Annotated in this window: 27 protein-coding genes; 19 read left to right on the forward strand and 8 right to left on the reverse strand. The window is 61.7% G+C overall.

Annotated features, from left to right (window positions below; genetic code table 11):
- Positions 1-132: 132 nt before the first annotated feature.
- Entirely contained in the window at positions 133-1,233 is a 1,101-nt protein-coding gene (locus LB513_RS23560; RefSeq protein WP_224665884.1) for a hypothetical protein, read from the reverse strand.
- A gap of 98 nt (positions 1,234-1,331) precedes the next feature.
- Here LB513_RS23560 and LB513_RS23565 point away from each other — a divergent pair, with 98 nt between their 5' ends.
- From LB513_RS23565 to LB513_RS23610, 10 genes are all read left to right on the forward strand, one after another.
- Positions 1,332-1,769 (forward strand): DsrE family protein, encoded by a 438-nt coding sequence (locus LB513_RS23565; RefSeq protein WP_224665885.1) that lies wholly within the window; start codon positions 1,332-1,334, stop codon positions 1,767-1,769.
- Between the two features lie 61 nt (positions 1,770-1,830).
- Positions 1,831-2,613, forward strand: coding sequence for an SDR family NAD(P)-dependent oxidoreductase (locus tag LB513_RS23570; RefSeq protein WP_224665886.1), 783 nt, complete (start codon positions 1,831-1,833; stop codon positions 2,611-2,613).
- 58 nt (positions 2,614-2,671) lie between these two features.
- Complete coding sequence (locus LB513_RS23575; RefSeq protein WP_224665887.1) at positions 2,672-2,965, forward strand: putative quinol monooxygenase; 294 nt, start codon at positions 2,672-2,674, stop codon at positions 2,963-2,965.
- 124 nt (positions 2,966-3,089) lie between these two features.
- A complete protein-coding gene (locus LB513_RS23580; RefSeq protein WP_224665888.1) occupies positions 3,090-3,332 on the forward strand; it encodes a type II toxin-antitoxin system Phd/YefM family antitoxin in 243 nt (80 codons plus the stop codon).
- Positions 3,329-3,715: a type II toxin-antitoxin system VapC family toxin gene (locus tag LB513_RS23585; RefSeq protein ID WP_224665889.1), complete on the forward strand. Its 387-nt coding sequence runs from the start codon at positions 3,329-3,331 to the stop codon at positions 3,713-3,715. Before LB513_RS23580 ends, LB513_RS23585 begins: the two co-directional genes overlap by 4 nt.
- A 150-nt stretch (positions 3,716-3,865) precedes the next feature.
- Positions 3,866-4,909, forward strand: coding sequence for an AbrB family transcriptional regulator (locus LB513_RS23590; protein ID WP_411962741.1), 1,044 nt, complete (start codon positions 3,866-3,868; stop codon positions 4,907-4,909).
- Positions 4,910-5,417: 508 nt separating this feature from the next.
- On the forward strand, positions 5,418-7,094 hold the full coding sequence (gene leuA, locus LB513_RS23595) for a 2-isopropylmalate synthase (protein ID WP_224665953.1): 1,677 nt from the start codon (positions 5,418-5,420) through the stop codon (positions 7,092-7,094).
- A 182-nt stretch (positions 7,095-7,276) separates the two neighbouring features.
- Positions 7,277-9,046, forward strand: coding sequence for a tetratricopeptide repeat protein (locus tag LB513_RS23600; protein ID WP_224665891.1), 1,770 nt, complete (start codon positions 7,277-7,279; stop codon positions 9,044-9,046).
- A gap of 120 nt (positions 9,047-9,166) precedes the next feature.
- Positions 9,167-9,967, forward strand: a complete 801-nt coding sequence (locus LB513_RS23605; RefSeq protein WP_224665892.1) for an alpha/beta fold hydrolase — start codon at positions 9,167-9,169, stop codon at positions 9,965-9,967.
- A gap of 102 nt (positions 9,968-10,069) precedes the next feature.
- Positions 10,070-10,684: a hypothetical protein gene (locus LB513_RS23610; RefSeq protein WP_224665893.1), complete on the forward strand. Its 615-nt coding sequence runs from the start codon at positions 10,070-10,072 to the stop codon at positions 10,682-10,684.
- Here LB513_RS23610 and LB513_RS23615 read toward each other — a convergent pair.
- Positions 10,668-11,597 carry a metallophosphoesterase family protein gene (locus LB513_RS23615; RefSeq protein ID WP_224665954.1) on the reverse strand — a complete coding sequence of 310 codons (930 nt, stop codon included), beginning with the start codon at positions 11,595-11,597 and terminating at the stop codon, positions 10,668-10,670. The two genes, LB513_RS23610 and LB513_RS23615, sit on opposite strands and share 17 nt — an antisense overlap.
- Before the next feature lie 71 nt (positions 11,598-11,668).
- On the opposite strand from LB513_RS23615, the gene LB513_RS23620 reads away from it, so the two are divergent.
- Complete coding sequence (locus tag LB513_RS23620; protein ID WP_224665894.1) at positions 11,669-12,163, forward strand: NUDIX domain-containing protein; 495 nt, start codon at positions 11,669-11,671, stop codon at positions 12,161-12,163.
- 1 nt (position 12,164) lies between these two features.
- Here the strand turns inward: LB513_RS23620 and LB513_RS23625 are convergent, their stop codons facing one another.
- Positions 12,165-13,157, reverse strand: a complete 993-nt coding sequence (locus LB513_RS23625; RefSeq protein WP_224665895.1) for a glutathione S-transferase family protein — start codon at positions 13,155-13,157, stop codon at positions 12,165-12,167.
- A 282-nt stretch (positions 13,158-13,439) separates the two neighbouring features.
- Here LB513_RS23625 and LB513_RS23630 point away from each other — a divergent pair, with 282 nt between their 5' ends.
- The 4 genes from LB513_RS23630 to LB513_RS23645 all read left to right on the forward strand — a co-directional run bounded on the left by LB513_RS23630 (position 13,440) and on the right by LB513_RS23645 (position 16,277).
- Complete coding sequence (locus LB513_RS23630) at positions 13,440-13,976, forward strand: GNAT family N-acetyltransferase (protein WP_224665896.1); 537 nt, start codon at positions 13,440-13,442, stop codon at positions 13,974-13,976.
- Between the two features lie 62 nt (positions 13,977-14,038).
- Positions 14,039-14,842 (forward strand): HugZ family protein, encoded by an 804-nt coding sequence (locus LB513_RS23635; protein WP_224665897.1) that lies wholly within the window; start codon positions 14,039-14,041, stop codon positions 14,840-14,842.
- A gap of 126 nt (positions 14,843-14,968) precedes the next feature.
- Positions 14,969-15,313 carry an ArsR/SmtB family transcription factor gene (locus LB513_RS23640; RefSeq protein ID WP_224665898.1) on the forward strand — a complete coding sequence of 115 codons (345 nt, stop codon included), beginning with the start codon at positions 14,969-14,971 and terminating at the stop codon, positions 15,311-15,313.
- A 160-nt stretch (positions 15,314-15,473) separates the two neighbouring features.
- The gene (locus tag LB513_RS23645; protein ID WP_224665899.1) at positions 15,474-16,277 is read left to right on the forward strand and encodes a TrmH family RNA methyltransferase; all 804 of its coding nucleotides are present in this window, start codon (positions 15,474-15,476) and stop codon (positions 16,275-16,277) included.
- A gap of 2 nt (positions 16,278-16,279) precedes the next feature.
- Here the strand turns inward: LB513_RS23645 and LB513_RS23650 are convergent, their stop codons facing one another.
- Together LB513_RS23650 and LB513_RS23655 are read right to left on the reverse strand one after the other, a co-directional pair.
- The gene (locus LB513_RS23650) at positions 16,280-17,407 is read right to left on the reverse strand and encodes a hypothetical protein (RefSeq protein ID WP_224665900.1); all 1,128 of its coding nucleotides are present in this window, start codon (positions 17,405-17,407) and stop codon (positions 16,280-16,282) included.
- A gap of 196 nt (positions 17,408-17,603) precedes the next feature.
- On the reverse strand, positions 17,604-18,140 hold the full coding sequence (locus LB513_RS23655; RefSeq protein WP_224665955.1) for a DUF1134 domain-containing protein: 537 nt from the start codon (positions 18,138-18,140) through the stop codon (positions 17,604-17,606).
- A gap of 413 nt (positions 18,141-18,553) precedes the next feature.
- Here LB513_RS23655 and chpT point away from each other — a divergent pair, with 413 nt between their 5' ends.
- Entirely contained in the window at positions 18,554-19,183 is a 630-nt protein-coding gene (gene chpT, locus LB513_RS23660; protein WP_224665901.1) for a histidine phosphotransferase ChpT, read from the forward strand.
- A 245-nt stretch (positions 19,184-19,428) separates the two neighbouring features.
- Positions 19,429-19,797, forward strand: coding sequence for a PleD family two-component system response regulator (locus LB513_RS23665; RefSeq protein ID WP_224665902.1), 369 nt, complete (start codon positions 19,429-19,431; stop codon positions 19,795-19,797).
- Positions 19,798-19,946: 149 nt separating this feature from the next.
- Here the strand turns inward: LB513_RS23665 and ctrA are convergent, their stop codons facing one another.
- Positions 19,947-20,642, reverse strand: coding sequence for a response regulator transcription factor CtrA (ctrA, locus tag LB513_RS23670; RefSeq protein ID WP_006203583.1), 696 nt, complete (start codon positions 20,640-20,642; stop codon positions 19,947-19,949).
- A 451-nt stretch (positions 20,643-21,093) separates the two neighbouring features.
- Between ctrA and LB513_RS23675 the strand changes: the two genes are divergently transcribed.
- A complete protein-coding gene (locus LB513_RS23675) occupies positions 21,094-21,471 on the forward strand; it encodes a flagellar export protein FliJ (RefSeq protein ID WP_224665903.1) in 378 nt (125 codons plus the stop codon).
- A gap of 124 nt (positions 21,472-21,595) precedes the next feature.
- Here LB513_RS23675 and LB513_RS23680 read toward each other — a convergent pair whose 3' ends face one another.
- Positions 21,596-21,997 carry a helix-turn-helix domain-containing protein gene (locus tag LB513_RS23680; protein ID WP_318011210.1) on the reverse strand — a complete coding sequence of 134 codons (402 nt, stop codon included), beginning with the start codon at positions 21,995-21,997 and terminating at the stop codon, positions 21,596-21,598.
- Between the two features lie 87 nt (positions 21,998-22,084).
- Here LB513_RS23680 and LB513_RS23685 point away from each other — a divergent pair, with 87 nt between their 5' ends.
- On the forward strand, positions 22,085-23,011 hold the full coding sequence (locus LB513_RS23685) for an NADP-dependent oxidoreductase (protein ID WP_224665905.1): 927 nt from the start codon (positions 22,085-22,087) through the stop codon (positions 23,009-23,011).
- Between the two features lie 64 nt (positions 23,012-23,075).
- Here LB513_RS23685 and LB513_RS23690 read toward each other — a convergent pair whose 3' ends face one another.
- Positions 23,076-23,351, reverse strand: a complete 276-nt coding sequence (locus LB513_RS23690) for a DUF1153 domain-containing protein (protein WP_006203587.1) — start codon at positions 23,349-23,351, stop codon at positions 23,076-23,078.
- Positions 23,352-23,356: the final 5 nt, after the last annotated feature.

The following is a 23,356-nucleotide window of genomic DNA, read 5'->3' on the forward strand; positions in this document are numbered from 1 at the left end:
ATCCAGCCAGCATCTTGAATCACAAACAAGCCTCGATGGGAATCCTACGATTCTCCCAAAACAGGAAACGCTCTAGGATGTCGAAGCGGCAACCGTGCCGTAAATCGTCTGTGCCTAGTCTCCAAACCACAATCAAGGTGCGCAGGCCGATTGCGGCATTGGCTGCAGCCGGTAGACCTTGTCGTCCGATGCTGTCTTGCCTTCGGCAGATTTCGAGCACAGATCCACGACTGCCAGGCTGCTGTTCGGATTGGCCAGCATCATCGTGCCGTTGACGCCGCGCTTGAGGAAGATCTCCTTCTGCGAGATATCGCAGGAGAAGCTGCTCGTCTTCGAACTCGCCGCGCAACGCCACTGGTCCGCTTCGCCCTGGCACGAATAGGTCTGCGTGACCTTTCCGGATTTCAGCCGCGTCGTGATCGACACGGCAATATCGACGCCGTAGGGCCAGTTGGCGGCATCGCCACCCGAAGCAAAAGACGCCAGTTCCACCGGCCCCCGGAAGACGCGGATTGATTGCGTCAGCTGGTTGGGATGCGACGCGAGGTGCGAACCGTCATAGTCGCGGCCGTAGCAAAAAGCCTGGTCGGGCTTCAGCCGTTCGCGCAGCGGTGGCCCGAGCGCCGGATCGACGGGATCGATGCGCGCGAACTCTGCCTTGCATGTAGCCGCCGGCATCGGATCCAAGCGAAAATTGTCGTCCTCCAGACCGAGCGCTTGCCTGTGGTATTCGGCGGCTCCGAGTTCCTCTTCCGAGCCGGCATCGAGATAGACATCGGGCTGCAGGTTCGACAGCATCAGCCTGCCCTTGTCGTCGAGCTTGAGCGATGCAAGCGTGCGGTCGCAGTCCATGCCGCAATGGATCGAACCCGGAGTGCCGTCCTCGGACTCGCGATTGCACCAGCCCCCGGCCCATTCCGGCGCCTTGGCGCCGCGCACGGTGGTGGTGAGGAAGCCGTTGTAGGACGTGTCGGAGGGGGCCGGTTCCTCATTCGGATGGCTGACAGGATCACGGCCGTAGTAGAAGAAGATTCGCGCCACCTTCTGCTTCGGATGGGCCTTGAGATGCGCGGCGTCGTAGACGCGGCCGAAACAGGCATCCGCCCCGTTCGGGCTGAGTTCGGTGAGCTTCGGTGCCTCATCGGCCCGGACCACGCCAATTGGCAAACCCAGCAGCACCAAGCCGAACCCGATCCGGGCGGTGCTCTTCCATGCTCCAACCCCGAACGCCAATTGACCCCCCCTCGCATGACAGGACGCAGCGTCATTTTATGCTAGTATCGAGCCCGGAGCCACGCATTTTGCAGGCGAACCTGGCGGAGGAGGACATTATGCGCCGACGCGATTTGTTCAGCGCGGTTCTGACTGGTGCCGGCACACTTTCTGGCCTGCGGGTGGCGCGGGCCGCGGCACCACAGGCATCGAGGCAGAAGGTCGCCTATCACCTGAGCGATCTCGACAAGGTCAATTTCGTTCTCGGCAACATCAAGAACCATTTCGAAGGCACGGGCGGTAATGTTGAGATCACCCTGGTTGTGCACGGTCCCGCACTCGCCGCGTTCAGATCCAAGGGCATGTCAGCTGCCATTTCGGGACGTTTCGCCGGCTTGGTGCGACAGGGTCTGCAGGCTCATGCCTGTGCCAACACCATGCAGGGCATGGACATTTCTCTCGCCGACCTGCTCGACGGTTTCCACGCCGCCGACAAGGGTGGCGTCGTCAAGCTCGCGGAGCTGCAAAGCCAGGGTTATGCCTATCTGCGTCCCTGAGGCTTGAACACCCGGGCCGCAACGGCCTACGAAGAATGAGCGGACTTCAGGAGGAACGAAAATGCCAGCCACCACGCCCCTCAACATCCCCGATCTCGCCGGCAAGGCGGTGTTGATCACCGGAGCATCCACCGGCATCGGCGCCGCCCTTGCCCGCGCCTATGCGGCGCAGGGCTGCAAGGTGGCGCTCCACTACAACTCCAGCCGCGACGCCGCCGAAACGCTCGCCAAGACAATTGGCGACGAAGGCGGCGAAGTCTTCCTCGTCCAGGGCGATTTCTCGGTTAGCGCCGATGTCGAGCGCGTTGTCGAGGAAAGTGCCGCGCATTTCGGCCGCCTCGACGGCTTGGTCAACAATGCCGGCGGCATGCTTGGCCGCGTGCCCTACGGCGAACAGACCGAGGCACATTATGACGCCGTCATGGACCTCAACGCGCGTTCGGTGCTGACCGCGTCACGCAAGGCGATACCGTGGCTGAAGAAACAGGGTGGCTTCATCGTCAACACGTCGTCCATTGCGGCCCGCAACGGCGCCGCTGGCGGCGCGGGGCTCTATGGTTCGGCCAAGGCGTTCGTCTCCAACGTGACCCGCGGCATGGCCAAGGAACTGATCGGCTTCGGCATCCGCGTCAACGCGGTGGCGCCGGGCGTCATCCTGACACCGTTCCATGAACGCTACTCCACAGAGGAGCAGATCAAGGGCATGGTCGGTACTATCCCGCAGGGCCGCGCAGGCACCGCACAGGACTGCGTCGGAGCCTATCTCTTTCTGTCGTCCGATCTTTTGAGCGGCTACATCATCGGCCAGGTGATCGAGGTCAATGGCGGCCAGTTGATGCCCTGAGCGGCCCATATCATACTGGCCCCGCACATTCTGTTGGGGCCTTCCGGGGAGGACGCCAATGTACGGACTGATCGGCAAGATGCGGGCGGCGGGCGGCCAGCGCGATGCGATCTTGGAGCTCTTGCGCGACAGCACCCGCGCCCTGCCCGGCTGTCTCAGCTACATTGTCGCCACAGACCCGGCCGATGCCGATGCGATCTGGGTCACCGAAGTTTGGATTGATGCCGAAAGCCACAAGAACTCGCTGCAGCTTCCGGACGTCCAGGCGGCGATCGCCAAGGCGCGACCCTTCATCGCCGGCTTCGAATTCCAGGTCGAGACGAACCCGGTAGGCGGCTTCGGGCTGCCGTAGAACCGGACTGATTGATCCGAGCCAACATCTCGCAAAAGCCGGAATCGACAGTTCGCGAACAATCCTTGCAATGTTCAGAGAACGAACTAAGTTCTGTGGACTAAGTTCACCGGGAGCAGCGGCGATGCGGACCGTCAACATTCACAATGCGAAGACCAACCTTTCCCGTCTCGTTGATCTAGCCGCCAAAGGTGAGCCGTTCGTTATTGCCAAGGCAGGCAAGCCGCTGGTCAAAGTCGTTCCTCTTGATTCGCCCGCCTTGCAGGTGCGGAGGATCGGTTTCATGGCCGGCCAGCTTTCCGTCCCTGACGACTTCGACCGTATGGGCAGCGACGACATCGAGCAGTTGTTCGGTTCCAAGACGTGAAACTGTTGCTCGACACCCATCTGCTGCTGTGGGCGGCGGGCGACCCGCGACGGCTACCACTCGCGGCTCTGGGCGAGATTGAGAACCCAGAGAACGAATTGCTGTTTAGTGCTGCTAGTCTCTGGGAGATCGCAATCAAGCGAGGGCTTGGGCGCGATGATTTCCAGGTCGACCCGCATCTGCTCCGGCGAGGTCTCTTCGACAACGGCTACCATGAGTTACCGATCACCAGCCAGCACGCCATCACCGTTGACGGACTTCCGGCGATACATAAGGATCCTTTCGATAGGATCCTAATAGCGCAGGCAATTGCGGAGGGAATTCTCCTGCTGACCATGGACAAATTTGTCGCCCGTTACCCCGGTCCTATTCGGATAGTCTGATAAGATTCGTACCGCCAGATTTGGGGAGAACCACGCGTTTTTGACCCGGCAGGGGTTCGCACGAGCTGGCTTGGCGTCTAAGACCGGACAATGGAGACCCCGGCTAACCAGCCACCCCCGGATCCGCCAGCGCTTGAGGTTATGGCGCGGATGCGCAGACATCGGCAATGGCTGGCGATCCTTATCGTCTCCATCCTGTTTGCCGGTGCCCTGGAGTTGGCAAGCCTTCCGGCCGCACTCTTGATCGGACCGATGCTGGCGGCCATTGCCGCCGGCACCAATGGCGCCACCGTCCGTGTGCCGCGCCTCTTGTTCGGCGCCGCCCAGTCGGTGGTCGGCTGCCTCGTCGCCGGTTCGATCTCGGCCGACATCTTTCCTGTTCTTTATGCCGAATGGCCGCTGTTCCTGGGCGCCGTGCTGGCAACCGTCGCCGCGTCCAGCCTGCTCGGCTGGCTGATCAGCCGCTGGCGCATCCTGCCCGGCACCACCGCGGTATGGGGCTCGTCGCCCGGCGCAGCCACCGCGATGGTGCTGATGGCTGGAGCCTTCGGCGCCGATCAGCGCCTCGTCGCCTTCATGCAATATCTGCGCGTCATCTTCGTGTCCATGACGGCGGCCCTTGTCGCAAGGATGTGGGTGGACACGTCGGGCGTCGAAGTTCCCGCCATTATCTGGTTTCCCCCGATCGAGCCGACAGCCTTCGCCGCCAGCATCGCCAGCGTGGTTGCCGGCGGCCTTCTGGGGAAGCTGCTCAGGCTGCCCTCGCCTTCCTTCCTTGGCACCTTCATCCTTGGCATGGTTCTTCACCTCGGCTTCGGCGTGGAGATGCAATTGCCGCAATGGTTGCTCGCCATAAGCTATGCGATGGTCGGCTGGTCCATCGGCCTCAATTTCACCCGCCGGATCCTGCATCACGCGACACGCGCGCTGCCGCAGATTATCGCCTCGATCGTGATGCTGATCGCCTTCTGCGGCGGTCTCGCCTTCATGATCAGCCATTTTCTCGGCATCGATCCGCTGACCGCCTATCTGGCGACCAGCCCGGGTGGCATGGACAGCATCGCCATCATCGCCGCCGCCGCTCACAATGTCGACATATCCTTCGTCATGGCGCTGCAATCCGCGCGCTTCCTGGTCGTGCTCTTGGCCGGCCCAAGCATTGCGCGGCTTGTGGCGAGAAATCTGAGGGAGTGAGCCGGCGTGGCTTGCGTCGTAATCCGCAATGCGGCGGAAGCATCCTTCGCAGAAGTGGGCACAGCAGCAACCGCGCTTGTGACGCCGCCCACTTGCCTCCCGCAAGCCGCTCCTGTATGAGACCGCCATGTACACGCGCGACGCCAACGCTTCCCGTCCGACCGGTTTTGCCGGCGAGACCGTGCGCGCGCTTGCTTCGACCCTGCTTCTCCTCGGCCTTATCGGCGATCGCCGGGTTCGCTGAAGGAGCGCCCGGCGGTCGAACCGCCGCGCAAGCGCAAGCTCCTTGGCCAGTCTCGAAATTGGCATTCACATCAAGCGAACGAAATCTGGTAAAGGCGCCGCTCGCCAACAATCCGCCTAAGTGCGGATCCGAGGGCCGCCCGGAGAAACGAAGATGAACGCACGAGAAGAAATCCGTTCCGAAGCAGCGGTAGGCGGCAGGGATGGAATATCCGCCCGCGACATAACAGGGTCAGCCCGGGGCATGACAGGGTCAGCCCGGGGCATGCCCGACGCGGCCAGCAAGTATCAACCCTATCCGACCGTCGGCCTCACCGACCGCACCTGGCCGTCGAAAGTGATCGACAAGGCGCCGATCTGGTGCTCGGTCGACCTGCGCGACGGCAACCAGGCGCTGATAGATCCGATGGGCCACGATCGCAAGGCGCGCATGTTCGCGCTGCTGCTCGACATGGGGTTCAAGGAGATCGAGATCGGCTTCCCGTCGGCATCGCAGACCGATTTCGACTTCGCCCGCTGGTGCATCGAGGAAGGCAACGTACCGGCCGACGTTTCGCTGCAGGTGCTGGTGCAGTGCCGGCCTGAACTGATTACGCGTACCTTCGAGGCACTCAAGGGTGCCACTAATCCGATCGTACACTTCTACAATTCGACCAGCGAATTGCAGCGCCGCGTCGTTTTCGAGAAGGACGTCGCGGGCATCAAGCGCATCGCCACGGACGCGGCCAAGATGATCACCGACATGGCGGCCAAGGCCGGCGGCGGCTTTCGTTTCGAATATTCGCCCGAGAGCTTTACCGGCACCGAACTCGAGGTCGCGCTGGAAATCTGCAACGCCGTCACCGAGATCGTCAGGCCGACTGCGGACAACAAGCTGATCGTCAACCTGCCGTCGACGGTCGAGATGTCGACCCCCAACATCTATGCCGACCGCATCGAATGGATGTGCCGCAATCTCGACAATCGCGAAAACCTGCTCATCTCGCTGCATCCGCACAATGACCGCGGCACCGGTATCGCGACCACGGAACTCGGCCTGATGGCCGGCGCCGACCGGGTCGAAGGCACGCTGTTCGGCAATGGCGAGCGCACGGGCAATGTCGATATCGTGACGCTGGCGCTCAACATGTACACGCAAGGCGTCGATCCGGGCATCGATTGCTCCGACATCAACCGGATGAAGGACGTCTATGAATATTCCAACCAGCTGAAGATTCCCGAGCGCCATCCCTATGTCGGCGAGCTCGTCTACACCGCGTTTTCCGGATCGCACCAGGACGCCATCAACAAGGGCATGAAGGCGCTGAAGAAGGCGAATACAAGCCTGTGGGAAGTGCCCTATTTGCCGATCGACCCGGCCGATGTCGGCCGCAGCTACGAAGCCATCATTCGCATCAATTCCCAGTCGGGCAAGGGCGGCATCGCCTATGTGCTGCAGGCTGATTACGGCCTCAACCTGCCGCGCAACCTGCAGATCGAGTTCAGCCAGGAGATCCAGGCGATCACCGATGCGGAAGGCAAGGAAGTGCCGGCCAGGCGCATCTACGAGCGCTTCCTCGAAACCTATGTCGACCAGCCTGGCGCGCGCCTGAAATTCCTCGATCACCAAACCTATCCCGACACGCAGGTGAAGGGCCGGCGCGTGGTCGAGGCGGTCATCCTCGACAATGGCAGGGAGGTTACGATCTCCGGCACGGGAACCGGTCCGATCGACGGTTTCGTCGATGCGCTTTCGCGCCATCTTGGTGTCGCCATGTCGGTGCTCGACTATTCCGAGCATTCCATGCAGCGCGGCTCGAACGCCTCGGCCATTTCCTACGTGGAGATGGAATATCCCGGCGGCAAACTGTTCGGCGCCGGCATAAACACCAACATCGTCGCGGCCTCGCTGGAAGCTGTGATGTCAGCCGCCAACCGGATCGTCGCCAAAAAGGCGGTTTGAGCACGGTTGGAGCGAAGGTCGGGGCCGCCAGGATCTGGCGATCGGTCCCGATCTTTGCGCCATTAACCACCGTGGGATTATCCGGTAAGGTACGTGATCGCATAAGAGGCGTATACTTGTACGGACGTGCTGGGCCTATATGATCGCGCCTTACCCTGTGCCGACTTCGAAAGGATCGACACTTGCAGCATGCCACGCCTGCCGCCCCCGCAGTGCGCGAAACACTGGAGCGACTTCTAGCCAGCCAAACGTTCGGCCGTTCCGAACGTGCGCGCAAGCTGCTGCGGTACCTTGTCGAACGTGAACAAGCCGGCGAGGCCGACAGGCTGAAGGGCTTCTCCATCGCCATGGACGTCTTCGGCAAGGACGGCGATTTCGATCCGTCCACCGACGCCGTGGTCCGGGTTCAGGCCGGCAGGCTGCGCGAACTTCTCCAGCACTATTTCGCCAATGAGGGCAAAGGCGAACCCGTGCGCATAGCCATTCCGCGCGGCGGCTATGTTCCGTCCTATGAACTCAATGCGATCAAATTGCCGGATGCCCCCGACCCCGTCGGCGATCTCAAGTCTGCCGAGGCTTCGTCGGCTGATCCGTCAGACGGGCTCCGCGAGCGCGCGCCTGTCTCGGTATTGCCCCCCGCCGCATCGCCCTCGGTGGTGCTTCATCTTCGCTTTTTCTGGATGGCGATGGCGCTGGTGATCGCCATGCTGGGCGTTCTTATCCTTCGTCAGGGCGGCAGTGCTTTGCTGGCGGGCAATGACCTCCCGTCGACATTCGAGATCACCGGCATCACCGGGAGCATCGTGAAGCCCGCGGCAGTCGATGCGCTGCCGCGCGTCTTCATCGACGTGAAGGTCGACAGCGCCGATGCCGGCCGTGTTGCCGCGACGTTGCGTGCCGGCCTGAGCGGCTTCGACACGATCGACTTCATCGGTCGCGACCCCGCTTCCGGGCATGACCAAGCCAATGATCCCACCAGCTTCGTATTCGATATCCTGCCTGGTCCGAATGCCGGCGACATCACCATGGAACTTCAAAGCCTGGCATCGGGCCGGGTCCTCCTCTCGCGCAATCTCACGCCTGCAGACAGCGCGCCCCCTGCCGTCGAGGACCGTGTCGCCGACATGCTCAGCTCGGCTCTTCCCGCATCTGGCACGATCTACAATTACATCGAGCAGACCGGCGAGCCGAACGGTCTTACCGAATGCCTGCTGCTCAACGACAAATATTATCTCGACCAGAACGCCGGCAACCACGAGGCGGCCTATCGCTGCCTCGAGACGCTGGCCGACACCGGAGCGAAGTCGTCACTTGTCTACTCGGAACTGGCCTCCCTGCATCTCGAGGCAGTCTCCGACCACTATTCCTATCCGCCCGGCGCGACGATCGAAAAGGCAGTGGAGCTTGCCCATCGCGCCATCCAGATGGGCCCCACCAGCCCCTACGCGCATCGCGCCTACGGCTATGTCAACTCGAGTCTTGGCAACACGGATGAAGCCATCCGCTGGATGCGCAAGGCTTACGAGCTCAATCGCTATGACCTCGGCATGGCTGCCGCTTACGGCAACGGGCTGATCTTCGCCGGCCGGTATGCGGAGGGAACGCCGATCCTTGCCCATGCAGCAGACACCTTCAGCGGACATTCGACCTGGTGGGACTACGGATTGTTTGTTGGACAGTTCATGTTAGGCGACATGAACAAGGCGGTCGCAGCCAGCAACGCGCTCAGAACGACGGAAATGAAGTCGCATTATCTGGCGGCGCGGCTGATCGGCGCCAAGGCTTCGGGCCAGGAGCAATTGGCGAGCAGGCTGTTGGCAGAATTGAACAACAAGTTTCCGAAATTCGCCGCGGACCCGCGCGCGACTTTCCTGGAGCGCGGCTATCCGCAGGACCTCACGAACCGCCTGGTCCAGGCGCTTCACGCCGCCGGACTGGGCAACGCCAGCTGAGATCTTTGAAGGACTGGCGGATCGCGAAGAGTTTACTGGTCATCACGTCGGCCCTGGAGCAATCCAGCAAGTATTGCCGTCGCAATCCCTCTCCGCAATCCTGCAACAGCCATCCGCTTCATGACCGCATCGCTTTTTGCCGCCGACCAGGGCGCTGGCTCCAGGGCCATCGTCCTGCTGCACGGCTTCGGCGGCTGCCATGAAACCTGGCGTGACGTGATCTCGGCCCTTTCCCCTTCGCGCCGCGTTTTGGCCTATGACCTGCCGGGGCATGGACTGTCCCTCGATTTCCCGGGGGCCGGACCCGCCAGGGTCGCGGCAGACGCGCTTCTCGCCGATCTTTCCCTGCGCCGGCTCGCACGCGTTCATCTCGTCGGCCACTCGATGGGCGGGGCTGTCGCGACGCTGATGGCACTGGCACAGCCGGACAGGGTTGCATCGTTGACCCTGCTGGCTCCTGGCGGCTTTGGCCCTGAAATCAACGGACCCCTCTTACGCCGTTACGCCAGGGCAACGCGCAGGTCCGGTATCCGCAAATGCCTTGCCGCCATGTCAGGCCCAAAATGTGTGGCGGCGGAAGGCATCGTGGATGCGCTGTATCGCATGCGTTCGCGTCCCGGCCAGATAGCGAAGCTGACCGAGATCGCGGCCGCGATGACCAGGCAGGACCGGCAAGGCGTCATTCCGCGCGGTCGCCTCGATGGGCTCGACATGCCGATCATGGTGGTGTGGGGAACTGATGACGCCATCCTGCCCTTTGCCCACGCGGACGGACTGCCCGCGCATTTCCATGTCCACCATGTGCTGGAAGCCGGCCATATGCTGGTGGAAGAAGCCCCTGGCCTGGTCGCCGAGATCATTCGCCGCAACACCAACCGTCGCGCGACGCGGCGCCGCCAGGGACTGGCCGCAGCCGTCTGAAGTCTTGCGCGCCGCATGTGACGTGATCGCAGTGACCTCGCCAGTGCATCCTTTCGGCTGCTATGCTAACCCCGTGTTAACCAAAGCGTGAGGCGAAAGCCGATGAAGGATGCAGGCGAACAGATCGGACAGTCGAACAAATTGTCCGATGCCATCCGGGATGTGAAGAACGCTCTCGCTGACCGCGACGACGTGGTCATCGACATGCGCGAGGCCCATCGCATGCGTCTGGACCTGCTTGCGGCCGACCTCGCACCGATTTTCGCCGAAGTTCCCGACGACATGGACAATTTCGACTTCGCCGTTTCGTCCGGCCTGCAGCCGCGCCTGTGGATCGACGCCGTCAGTCATGTCGCCATGGGCCGAGACCGCCGGACCTATCGTTTCGTCAAGGACACGCGCACCGGCCGCGTGGTGCTTGCCGAATCGACCGACAGGAAACCGGTCGCCGAATCCGTGACGCGCTATGTTGCCGAGCGCATAGTCGAGCGTCAGAAGATGATGGAAGGCGGTGCGGAGCCGGCTGTTTCAGGCGTGAACGGCGCCGGCGTGCTCGGGGCCGAGCCGCCCTCGCGCGCGACCGGCTGGCGCAGGAGCTTGTCGGCTATTATCTACGGCCTTGGCCTGGTCGCCGCAGGCGCATTGGTCGGGCTGGCGGTTTCTCTCGTCCTGTTCTGGGACCGTATCGTCGCCATGATCGTTAGCTTGAGGCCGTAACCGCGCCGTTCCCGGAGCCGAGCTCGAGCACCTGCAGGTCCGAGGGCGGGATTGACGGCCCAGTCAGGCCGCGCCGTGTGAGCCGGATTTGCCAGCCCCCCTTTTCGCCATCGATTTCCAACAGATTATACTGTGCCGCCGGATGATGGCCGCCGGGCGCCTGGCCGGCGGCGGCCACGCCGACGACCGGGATTCTGGCGCCTCGACCGCCGATGAAGGACAGTGTCGGCAGGTGCGAATGGCCATGCAGAACGAGTTCCGCGCCGTGACTGCGGGTGATCTTATGGAAGCGCGCAATGCCGTACAGCCGCTTGTGCTGCGAGACGGCACCGCGTACCGGCGGGTGGTGAATCATGATGGCTCGAAAAAGCCCCTGCCTGCCCGTGTCGTCGAGGAGTTTGCCGAGCCTTTCGGCCTGGCCTTCCAGGAAGAAGCCATTGGCCATGAACGGAGCGGTGGCACGCGCCGTCGTGACGCCAATCAAAGCGACATTGCCGCGAACCCGCAGATAGGGGAAGGCATTGCGGTCCACCGGCGTGTTGACGCCGTCCCCGGTCATCCAAGCCGCCCAAGACCGGCAGACCTTGTCGAACGCACCGGGCACATAGGCGTCGTGGTTTCCAGGCACCACCGAAACATCCTGTGGCGAGCCTAGCGTTTCCAGCCACAGCTTGGCCATCTCGATCTCGCCGTCGAGTGCCAGATTGACAAGATCGCCGGTGACGGCGAGATGATCCGGCTTGCCCGCCTTGAGGTCTGCGACGATCGTATCGATCACCGCGTCATGCATGAAGCGACGGCGGTTGCGCTGCCAGTTGACATAGCCGACCACACGCTTGGACGCGAGATCGCGATAGGATACATCCGGAAGCGGCCCCAGATGGACATCGGAAATATGCGCGAGCCTGAACATCATTCCTTCATAGGCGACCGCCGCGCCGCTTTCCACCCAAGCTTTCCGTTCCTACGGACGTTTTGCTGCTGATGGCGGATCCGGACGACGCCTTCCGCCAGCATGGCTGGCCCGGGCTCAGGGCAAGGCTGTTCCACCTCTACTTCGCGCTGACCCGGCCGATGACATTGGGCACGCGTGGCCTGATCCACGACACCGCTTCCAATTCCGTCTTCCTCATCCGCCACACCTATGTTCCAGGCTGGCAGCTTCCGGGCGGCGGCGTCGAGGCCGGCGAAACGATGGCCGAGGCATTGACCCGGGAGCTCGCCGAGGAAGGCAATATAGCCTTGACCGCGCCGCCGGTGCTGAAGTCGATGCATTTCAACCGCCGCGCCAGCCGTCGCGACCATGTCGGCTTCTACCTCATCGAGCAGTTCAGCCAGACCGCGCCGAAACTGCCCGACCATGAGATCGCCGAAGCCGGCTTCTTCCCGCTCGATCGCCTGCCGCAGGGCACGACGCCGGCGACACTGCGGCGGATCGGAGAGGTTTTTCGAGACGAACCCGCCTCGCCTTATTGGTAGGTCAATTGCTCGCTTTTTTGAACCGTCGCCGGTCATGCGGTGCGCCATAGTTCAGCTCCGGCCCCACCGGCACGATTCGCGTCGGGTTGATCGTGTCGTGGCTGCCGTAATAATGCGCCTTGATGTGATGCAGGTTCACGGTCTCGGCAACACCAGGCACCTGGTAGAGGTCGCGTAGATAGTTCGACAGGTTGGGATAATCGGCAATACGGCGCAGATTGCACTTGAAATGGCCGACATAGACCGGATCGAAGCGCACCAGCGTGGTGAACAGCCGCCAATCCGCTTCGGTGATGCGGTCGCCGACGAGATAGCGCTGGCTCGATAGCCGGTCCTCCAGCGTGTCGAGCGCGGAGAATAATTCGGCGAAGGCTTCCTCATAGGCCGCCTGGGTGGTGGCGAAACCGGCGCGATAGACGCCGTTATTGACCGAGGGATAGACCAAGTCGTTGATCGCATCGATCTCGCCGCGCAAGGCTTGCGGATAAAAATCCAGTCCGGCATCGCTCCATTCGTCGAAGGCCGAATTCAGCATGCGGATGATTTCGGAGGATTCGTTGGAGACGATGGTCTGCTCCCGCTTATCCCACAGAACCGGCACGGTGACCCGGCCCGAATAGGCCGGGTCGGCCCGGATATAGATCTGGTGCAGGAAGTCGAGGCCGTAGAGCGTGTCGCCTGTTGCCCCGTCCTGCGCCAGGAACGTCCAGCCGTCGGGGCCCATGAAATGATGCACCACCGAAACCGATATGATGTCTTCCAGCCTCTTCAGCGCGCGAAAGATCAGCGTCCGGTGCGCCCATGGACAAGCGAGCGAGACATAGAGGTGATAGCGGCCAGGTTCGGCCCTGAAGCCGCGTTTGCGGCCTTCGGTGGGCTTGCCGTCGGCGGTGACCCAGTCGCGCCACTGTGATTGCGACCGTACGAATTTCCCGCCGCTTTCCTTGGTGTCGTACCAGCGGTCCTGCCATCTGCCTTCGACCAGCAATCCCATCGCCTGTCCTTTCCTGCTGTGCTGCATCTAGGGCGCGGGGCGGGAAAATGGAAACCGCATGGCGCTGAACAGATTGTCAAACAGCCGTGCGGGCCACGCACATGGCCATGAAGGCGAAGATTGCAGCGGCGGGAAATTGATGCTAGCGGACAATCCGCATGTTTGACTTTGCCTGGATCCGGTTCGACCGACGACGAAAGGGCGCCCGCGCTTGATGAAGCGCTGACTGGCGAATGCTGCCGTTTGCAGCAAACCTTTCCTCCCTACCGGAACGCAAAGACCATGAGCCTTGCCGACGTGACATACCTGCCGGAAACCCCGGCGCACGACCTTCAGATCAACGCCATCAACGAAGAGGCCTTCGGCCCCGGCCGTTTCGTGCTGGCCGCCTACAAGATCCGCGAATCCGGAGGGCATGACCGGTCGCTGTCCTTCGTCGCCGTCGACGGGGACACCGTCGTCGCGTCGGTGCGTATGACCCGTGTCGCCGCCGGCGCCGGCCGCGCGCTGATGCTCGGGCCGCTCGCGGTGCGGCCGGCGTTCAAGAATCTCGGCATCGGCCGCCGGCTGGTGGCGATCGCTCTTGAAGCTGCCGCCAAGGCCGGCGCGCCAGCCGTCATGCTGGTCGGTGACGAACCCTATTACGGGCCGCTCGGTTTCAAGCGGATCCCGCGCGGCCAGATTTCGATGCCGCGGCCGGTCGATCCGGACCGCCTGCTGGCGCATGAGATCATGCCGGGCGCGGTCGCCAGGCTTTCGGGCGAGGTATGCCACGCCAATCAGGCCAGGATTGCGGACACCCTCTCGGCGATGACGTGACCTTCGGGATCGACAATAGGTATGCGACGCATCCAATCTCGGAAACGCAGCGGGAGACCAGCTTGAACGAGAAAAAGCAGGATGTGATCCGAGAGACCGACGCCGAGGCGATCCGGCTAGCCAAGACCTTGCTGCGCTCTGCCCGCTTTGGGTCGCTGGCGGTCCTCGAGCCGCAAACCGGCGCGCCGCTGGTCAGCCGGGTCGGCGTTGCCACCGACATCGACGGCACGCCGCTCATCCTGGTGTCGATGCTTTCGGCGCATACCGGCGCACTCCTTGCCGATCCGCGCTGTTCCCTGTTGCTTGGCGAGCCCGCAAAAGGCGACCCGCTGGCGCATCCGCGCGTGACCCTCGTCTGCCAGGCGACCAGGCTGGAGCGCGGATCGAACGAACACGCCCGTGCCGAGCGACGCTACCTCAACAGGAATCCGAAGGCCAAGCTCTATGCCGGCCTTGGCGATTTCTCGATCTTTCGCCTTGAGTTGCAGCGCGCCAGCCTGAACGGAGGCTTCGGCAAAGCCTATCTGCTCGACCGGTCCAACCTGCTTGCAGGCGGGCCTGTGGCCGAGGAACTGGCGACGAGCGAGCAGCCTGCCATCGACCATATGAACACCGATCACCTGGATGCTATCGCGCTTTATGCTCGGCATTTCGCACGGGCCGCCGGCGATGGCTGGACCGTTTCGGGATTCGATATCGATGGCATGGACCTGGTATCGGGTGACAATGTTTGTCGGGTCTTCTTCCCGCGGCCCTTGACCGCCGCTCGGGAACTGCGGCCCTTCCTCGTGGAGATGGCGAATGCCGGCCGCGCGGCAGCAATTGCGCCGCGACCTAATCGCACCGGCTCGGAAAGCAATGCTTGAGATTTGAACGAAATGTTCTACCCTTCGCTGGTGACGCTGAATCGCCGGCGTCCGTCATAAGTGAACTTTGGAATCGGACACCATTGCCCCCATGGTGTCCGGATCAACAAAAAGCATGGGGCATCAATGGTCTCGACGAAGCTAATTGCAAACGCCGAATCGGCTGCCGAATTTTTGATGCTGATGGGCAACGAAAAACGGCTGCTGATCATGAGTTATCTGACCGAAGGTGAAATGTCGGTCGGCGCGATCGCCGAAAAGGTAATGCTCAGCCAATCCGCCCTGTCGCAGCATCTGGCCAAACTGCGCGCGCTCGACCTGGTCGAAACGCGTCGCGACAGGCAGATGATCTATTATTCCTGCAAATCCGACGCCGTGCGCGAACTGCTCGGCACGCTGGAAGGCATATTCGGCAACGGCAAGAATGATCTTTCGCAGATGGCCCACCGCCTGCGCCGCGCCGCGACCTGACCGGCAGGCTCGCACCGTCGGCTCTCGGCTGATCCAGTCATGCGCGCCCGTCAAGATGCGCGAAGCTGGCCGACGCTCCCGAACTGCCGCATCCTGTCCTTCGAACGCAGTTTAGGAGCCGCTGAGGCCTTTTGCCGATGCGCAACCGATATGGAGGCATATGGATCCCCTTCGCATAGACGACCCGCGGGATCCGCGCGTCGCTGCCTATCTCGACATCCGCGAACGTGATCTCGCCGGCCGGCAGGGCCGCTTCGTCGCCGAGGGCAAGGTGGTGCTCGACTTGCTGCTTACTGCCGGGCGCTTCACCGCCGAATCCGTTCTGGTCCTGGAAAACCGGCTCGACGGTCTCGAAGACGTCCTTCGCAACGCGCCGGACGACTTGCCCGTCTATGTCGCGACGGGAGATGTCATGGATGCCATTGCCGGATTTCATATGCATCGCGGCATCCTGGCCATCGGCTTGAAGGGCGCGCCGCTTCTGGCCGAATCCTTGCTGAACGCCCTGCCCGACCGCGGCCTGGTCGTGGTACTCGTCGGCATCGCCAACCATGACAATATGGGCTCGATCTTCCGCAACGCCGCCGCCTTCGGCGCCGATGCCGTATTGATGGACGCGACATGCTGCGATCCGCTATACCGCAAGGCGATCCGTGTTTCTGTCGGTGCCGCGCTCAAGGTGCCTTTCGCGTCCTTCGCCGACACGCCCCGCTTTAAGGCGTTGCTCGATCAGCAAGGCTTTGACCAGGTCGCGCTGTCGCCGCGCGGGCTTACCGACATACGAGACGCGCGGCGGACGGGGCGCCTGGCGCTCTATCTTGGAACGGAAGGCGAAGGTCTGCCGGACAGCCTGCTTGCCCGAATGCGCACGGTGCGGATCACCATGTCGGAAGGCTTCGACAGTCTGAACGTCGCGGCGGCGTCAGCCATCGCCCTGCATCATTTTTCAACAAGCAGGGCCTGACCTCACCCTGCGGCGTCGGCCTTTTGCAGAGCTCGCACGCGGTCGGCAAGGCTGCGCTTCCCAGGATTTACATCGGACGGCACCGCCAGTGCCTTAGCGATCGGAGAAGCCGGGCCCTCCAGCTTGGCGGTCAGGTGGACGACTTCCGCCGCCAGTTCGTTCATCTGCTCGCGCAAGGCGGAGGCCCCATCCACGGGGCTGGATGCGGTCTGCACCCCGAGACCCGCTTTCAGCCGCTTGTTTTCGCGCGCCAATGCGGTCAACCTTGCCTCGAGGCGCTCGCGGTCGCTGTCGAGCTTCGCGATCGCCTTGTCGAGATCGTTCTTACCGGTTTCGCCGGTCTTGCCGCCCAGCCGCGGGGCAGCCGCAACGTCCTCGGGCTTGAGCTTTTCGCGTAGCCGCGCCAAGTCCTTTTCGCGGCGGTCCAGCCTGTCTTCCCGATCGGCAAGTGTGGCGAGCAGGCGCTCGACCTTCTTGTCGAGGTCAGCGGTTCTCTTCTTTTCGGCTTTCAGGGCGTCCCGCGCGGCTTTGCTTTCTGCCGCCAGCTCCTGGCTGCGCTTGTCCGCCTCCTTGCGCTGGACGCGCAGTTGAGAAACATCGGCGGCGAGTTTCTGCAATTCAGCTTCGCGCGCCACCAGTTCGATCTGCCGGCTGGAGGAGGAGAAGCTGGCATCGTCATACATGTGCTCCAGCTTTTCGACCTCGAGCGCGCGCTTTTCCAGCTTGCGCTCGGTTTCCTTGAGGCGCTCCGAAAGCTGGTGCAGCTCGCCCTCGCGCTTGCGTAGGGCTTCGTTCTTGGCCTCAACTTCTCTGAGCGCCTGATCCTTGCTTATGCGCTCGACCGCCAGCCCCTTCAGGGCCTCGCGGCCGCGATTGATTTCGACAAGCTGTTCCGCCGCCTTCTCCCGCAGCGCCTTGACGCTGATTTCAAGGCGCCGCGTCGTCATGGCGTATTCGGCCCGGATGCGGTCCTTGTCCGCCTGAATTTCGGCCAATGTCAGAGGCAACGAGCCCTCGACGCGCCTGCGTGTCAACGCAACGGCCCTTCGCCATATGGCTGGGGTGACCATAACAGCGAGAAAGCCGGCACACAGAAACCCGAGAACGAAGAACAGGACCGACTGAACCAAGGGACTACCCGTTGTGGACGTAAACCGCCAAACCCATGCACGTCGCCAGACAGAAAGCAGGTTCTGGCACCATGCCGTGCAACAGCGACAATCAAAAGCGCATTGAGCGTTGCTGCTCAGGCGCTCCTGATTTCGCCATCCTGACATGGCTGAATTCCAGCCTTGCGGCAAGAGTTCGCCGCGCCCAGGGCTCGGGTCAGAACGGATTCCACGTCGCGCGATCTGTCAGCTTCAAATAGCCGAGATTGACGCCAAGCCTGGCACCGACCCCCGTGCGTATCGGAACCAGCAGCACATTGTTGTTCTTCAAAACGTTGAAGCCAACGCCCGCAATCACATAGGCGGAGCCGGCAACGCCGCCATAGCGGTTGTAGAGGCTGCCCACATCGTCGAGATTGTAGACCAGCATCATCACGCGCGACCCCTCGCCGCCGAAGTCCCAGCCGAGCGACGGACCCTGCCAGAAGACTTTGTGATCGCCGGCATTCTTGGTGTAGAGCGTGCCCTCGCCATAGGTCAGGCCGCCTATCAGTGCGCCCGAGCCTTCTTCGCCCAACAGATAACCATTGGGCAGCCCGTAAGAAGCAAAGATCTTCTCCACGACCGTGGCGAGGCCGCCCGATGTCGCGCCGAAGAACTTGTGGCCGGAATCGACAATTTCCTGGGCCGTATATTCCTGAGCCCGAAGGGCCGAAGTCGAGAAGACGAGAACGCCCATGAGCGCGATCGTCATTGATAGGACCCGCAACAGGGCCCGGTCGGGGATGACACGGAACAGGCTCCGGTCGCAAAATCGGGAAAACATGCTTCCAATCTCCGTCAGGGAGCACCTTCGCCGACGCCTCTCACCCCTTCCGGCTCTTTAGGCGGCCGTTAAGGGTAACTGTTACGGGCAAACTATGCCGTAATTCTTTTTCACCTATTAAATTCGCACACGAACGTGGCGGTTCAAAGGCTGGTGGAGATTCCGACGGGACGCGCAGCCTGCGTGAACACGCCATTTGCCACGGCCACAATTCTGGATTTGTTGCCGCACACGCGGGCGCTGTGTAATCAGGATGCCTGGGGAGAGAGCGTGATTCGGGCGGATAGGCGACAATCGATCGCTCGGCCGTAAGATTGTGAATTTTGCAGGGATTTTCGCCGATGGCCGAACTGTTCACCCTTTCCGCACCCGACCTGGCGGCGCTTTTGTGCAGCCGCGTGTGTCACGATATCATCTCGCCCGTCGGCGCGATCAACAATGGCCTCGAACTGCTTGATGAAGGCGGCGCCGACGAAGATGCCATGAAGTTGATCCGGCAGAGCGCCCGCAATGCTTCTGCTCGCCTGCAATTCGCCCGCATTGCGTTCGGGGCGGCCGGTTCGGCCGGCATGCTGATCGATACCGGCGACGCCGAAGCGGTCGCCATCGCCTTCCTCAAGAACGAAAAGCCGGAGCTGACCTGGAACGGTTCCCGCGCGCTGCTTCCCAAGAACAAGGTCAAGCTGCTGCTCAACCTGCTTCTCGTCGCCAACGCCGCCATCCCGCGCGGCGGCAAGCTTTCGGTGACGCTGGAGAACCTTGAGACCGAGCCGCGTTTCGCGCTTGCCTCGAGCGGCCCGATGCTGCGCGTGCCGCCGAAATTCCTGGAACTGCATTCCGGCCACAAGCCGGAGGAGCCGATCGACGCACATTCCGTGCAGCCCTACTATACGCTGCTCCTTGCGCGCGAAGCCAACATGACGATTTCAATTCACGCCACGCCAGAAGAAATCGTCCTCTCGGCCGCCTGACCTGTGCTTGAACTCCCAGAAGACAGCCAACTATTCTGCAGATCGACGTCTGCAGATTAGATAAATTGGACGCGATGAGCTTGTGCGGGCCAGACGAACCAAGACTTGCGAAGAACAGTCTACAAAACGCATCTTCCTAAGAATTTTATGTAACGGCTTTTCAGCTTCTTTACCAGATCGTCCTATGGTGCGTTTCGGGACACCCCGACACTGGCCGGCTTGCCAATAGGCATAGAGGAACCGGAATGAAGCGCTGCATGTTCGTCGACGATTCAAGCGTGATCAGACAGGTTGCGAAACGCATCCTGGGTGGCTCCGATCTGTTGGTCATCGAAGCGCCGAGCGGACGGGACGCTCTTGAGATGTGCAGCGCCGAGATGCCCGAGATCATCATCGTCGACGGTGCCTTGCCGGATCTCCCCGCAGTTGATCTCATCCTGCGCATTCGGGCCATGGAGAGCCCGGTCAGGCCGCAGATCCTGATTTCACTTGTCGAGCTTGATGTCGCCTCGATCATGCGCGCCAAGCGCGCCGGTGCCCAGGGCTACCTCCTGAAGCCGTTCAACCGGCCACAATTGCTCGAGTGCTTTCGCAGCCTGAAGATCGCTGCCTGATCAGGTGGCTGTCACTGGCTGAAGCGGGCCTGGAAACAGATCGGCGATACTCGGAACCTTGTCCCGGCAGACTGTTATTGGCCCATCAAGCAAAAACCCGGCCGGAGCCGGGTTGTTGTCTGGGCGGAAAGCTCGCTGACGTGCGCCGGTCAGGCGCTGACGCGGATATCTTCCGGTTCACGCAGCACATAGCCACGGCCCCACACCGTCTCGATGTAGTTCTGTCCGCCCGACGCCGCGTCCAGCTTCTTGCGCAGCTTGCAGATGAACACGTCGATGATCTTCAACTCGGGCTCGTCCATGCCGCCATAAAGGTGGTTCAAGAACATTTCCTTGGTGAGCGTGGTTCCTTTGCGCAGCGATAGCAGTTCCAGCATCTGGTATTCCTTGCCGGTCAGATGCACGCGCTGGCCGCCGACTTCGACGGTCTTGGCATCGAGGTTGACCACGAGGTCCCCCGTGGTGATGACCGACTGGGCGTGGCCCTTGGAGCGCCTCACGATGGCGTGGATGCGGGCAACCAGCTCATCCTTGTGGAACGGCTTGGTCATGTAGTCGTCGGCGCCGAAGCCGAGGCCGCGAACCTTGTCTTCGATGCCAGCCATGCCGGAGAGGATGAGGATCGGGGTCTTCACCTTGGACAGGCGCAGCGTCCGCAAGACTTCGTAGCCGGACATGTCAGGCAGATTAAGGTCAAGAAGGATTATATCATAGTCATAGAGCTTGCCTAGATCGACGCCCTCTTCGCCGAGATCCGTCGTATAGACATTGAAACTTTCCGATTTGAGCATCAGTTCGATGCTCTGTGCGGTTGCACTGTCATCTTCTATCAGCAGAACACGCATTTCATTCCCCTTTTCTGCTGCCGGACCATTTCACGGCCCGTCCGGACCCGGAGCAGTGGTTGCCTTGTGCAGAGGCTGCCATTGAATGGTTAACAAAACCTAATTTCCCGTCAATTGGGGTACCAGATTTTTTAACCTCTTTCTACACCCTCTTGAATCCAATAATGAATCACAGACGCAATTCCCTAATGCGACACATTAGGAAGCTCACCTAAGTGACTCCAGGGACTCATCGACCCGCTTCCGCATCGACAGCCGGAATTTTTACCCGGCCTTAAGTCCTGAGCCGTATGATTAACAATGCGCGTAAACGAATGGTTACCAGCGGCCAGAAACTTTAGGGTTTTGTTTCCCATAGTCTCGGGAAAGCCGGTGGAAACGGGCGCCGCTTGGACGTTTGCCGGGTGAATGGACGATATGTGCAGGTGTGCGTTGCCAGGAGTACCGAATCATGAAGTCACGTGAAAACCTCGTTCGGCTGAAGCAGTTTCAGGTGAGCGAGAAGCGGCGGCAGCTGATGCAGCTCGACACGATGATCGCCGAGTTCGAACGCATGGCCGTGGAACTGGAGCTTCAGATCACCGCGGAGGAAAAGAAGGCAGGCATCACCGACATCAATCATTTCGCCTACCCGACCTTCGCCAAGGCGGCGCGCCTGCGTCGCGACAATCTCAGAAACTCGCAAAGCGACCTCGCTCAGCAGCGAAGCGCCGCCGAATCATCACTCACCGAAGCCGAAGCGGAACTTTCCAAAGCGGAGATGCTGGAATCGCGCGACACCAAGATGCGCGACGCCGAATTGGGCGGCCGTAGCGCCATGATCGGTTGAAAACAGGCCTCGGACCGTTGAACATACGCAATCGAAGCGTGGTGCCGCCGCTCAAACTACCTAGCCCGCAAAGCCAGATGGCATAAATCCCGCACTTTGACCGCCACCCAATAGGCCGCCGGCCTTATGCTCGGGCCGACAGATCCTCTTCAGCACTTAAAGCCGCCCGTGCACGGGCCTGCTTGATGTCCGGCACATGCTGCTCCGACCAGGATCTTATCTGACTGAGCAGCCCCGCCAGGTTCTCGCCAAGTTCGGTCAACTCATATTCAACCCGAGGCGGGATGACCGGAAAGATCTCACGCCGCACCAAACCGTCGCGCTCAAGGATACGCAGTGTTTGCGTCAACATTTTCGGTGTGATCCCTTCGAGCCTGCGCGCCAGTTCGCCATTGCGCATCCGGCCGCGACGCAGCGCGCAGACCGTCAGATAGACCCATTTGCTGGCCAGCATCTCGAGCACGGCGTGCGAGGGGCACGTCCGCCGGAAGGCATCATAGCTGAAGCCGCAATCATCACTATCCATAGGGTGCATATATATAGAAAAGGTATATACTCTACAAGAGAATATTACTATCTGAATGATAGTGGCTCAACAGAGCAGGAGACTCCGATGCGTGCCATCATCCAGAATTCCTTCGGCGGGCCCGACGTCCTCGTCATCGCCGACCGCCCCGAACCAAAGCCAAAGCAGGGCGAAGTGCTTGTCCGCGTCCGAGGCGCCGGTATCAACCCGGTCGATGGCGCGGTACGCGGCGGCCACTACCCGTTGCTTGGCGAGCCGCCCTTCATTCTCGGCTGGGATGTTTCGGGGACCGTCGAGGCGCTCGGCGCCGGCGTGACCGGCCTGAAGGTCGGCGACGCAGTGTTCGGCATGCCGCTTTTTCCCAGGCAGGCAGCCGCCTATGCGGAGCTGGCGGTGGCGCCCGCCGATGAAATCGCGATGAAGCCCGCCGGCATCGATCACATCCACGCCGCCGCATTGCCGCTGGCCGGGCTGACAGCTTGGCAAGGCCTTGTCCGCCATGGTGGATTGGAGCAGGGCCAGCGCGTGCTGATCCATGCCGCCGCCGGCGGTGTGGGCCATTTGGCGGTCCAGATTGCCAAGGCGCGCGGCGCCTACGTCATCGCCACCACCAGTCCGCAAAAGCTCGATTTCGTCCGCACGCTCGGAGCCGACGAGGTGATCGACTACACCAAGGGCGATTTCGCCGACGCTGTCGGTGACCTTGATCTGGTGCTGGAGCCAATCGGTGGCGAGCATGCTGAGCGCTCGCTAAGAGTGCTCAAGCCCGGCGGTATTCTGGTCTCGCTACTGGATGTGAGCGACAACACCCGGACGCAGGCAAGGACGCGCGGCATCCGGGTCGAGCGGATGTCCGTCACTCCCGACCGTGACGGCCTCGTGGAACTTGGCAAACTGGTCGACGCGAAAAAGCTTGCCATTCATGTGGCCAGGAGCTTTCCGCTTGAAGAGGCTGGCGACGCTCATGCCTTTCTGGCGACCAAGCCGATCGGCAAGGTGGTGCTGGCCGTCTAGGGCAGAATATGTGGCAAAACAAAAAGGGCGCGGATTGCGCCCTTTTTTTATCTTCAACCCGGCCTCAGTGCCGGTATTGCTGGATCCGCGTCGTGCGAAGCCCGGCAAGTCCATATTCATCGATCGATGCCTGCCAAGACAGGAATTCCTCGGTGGTGAGCTTGTAGCGCTGGCATGCCTCTTCCAGGCTCAAAAGCCCGCCGCGTACCGCCGCAACCACTTCCGCCTTGCGCCGGATAACCCAGCGACGTGTATTCGTCGGCGGCAGATCGGCAATCGTAAGAGGGCTGCCGTCGGGCCCAATAACATATTTGACTCTCGGTCTAACAAGATCGGTCATCGTAC

The organism is Mesorhizobium sp. ES1-1 (assembly GCF_020164785.1).
Classification (GTDB): domain Bacteria; phylum Pseudomonadota; class Alphaproteobacteria; order Rhizobiales; family Rhizobiaceae; genus Mesorhizobium.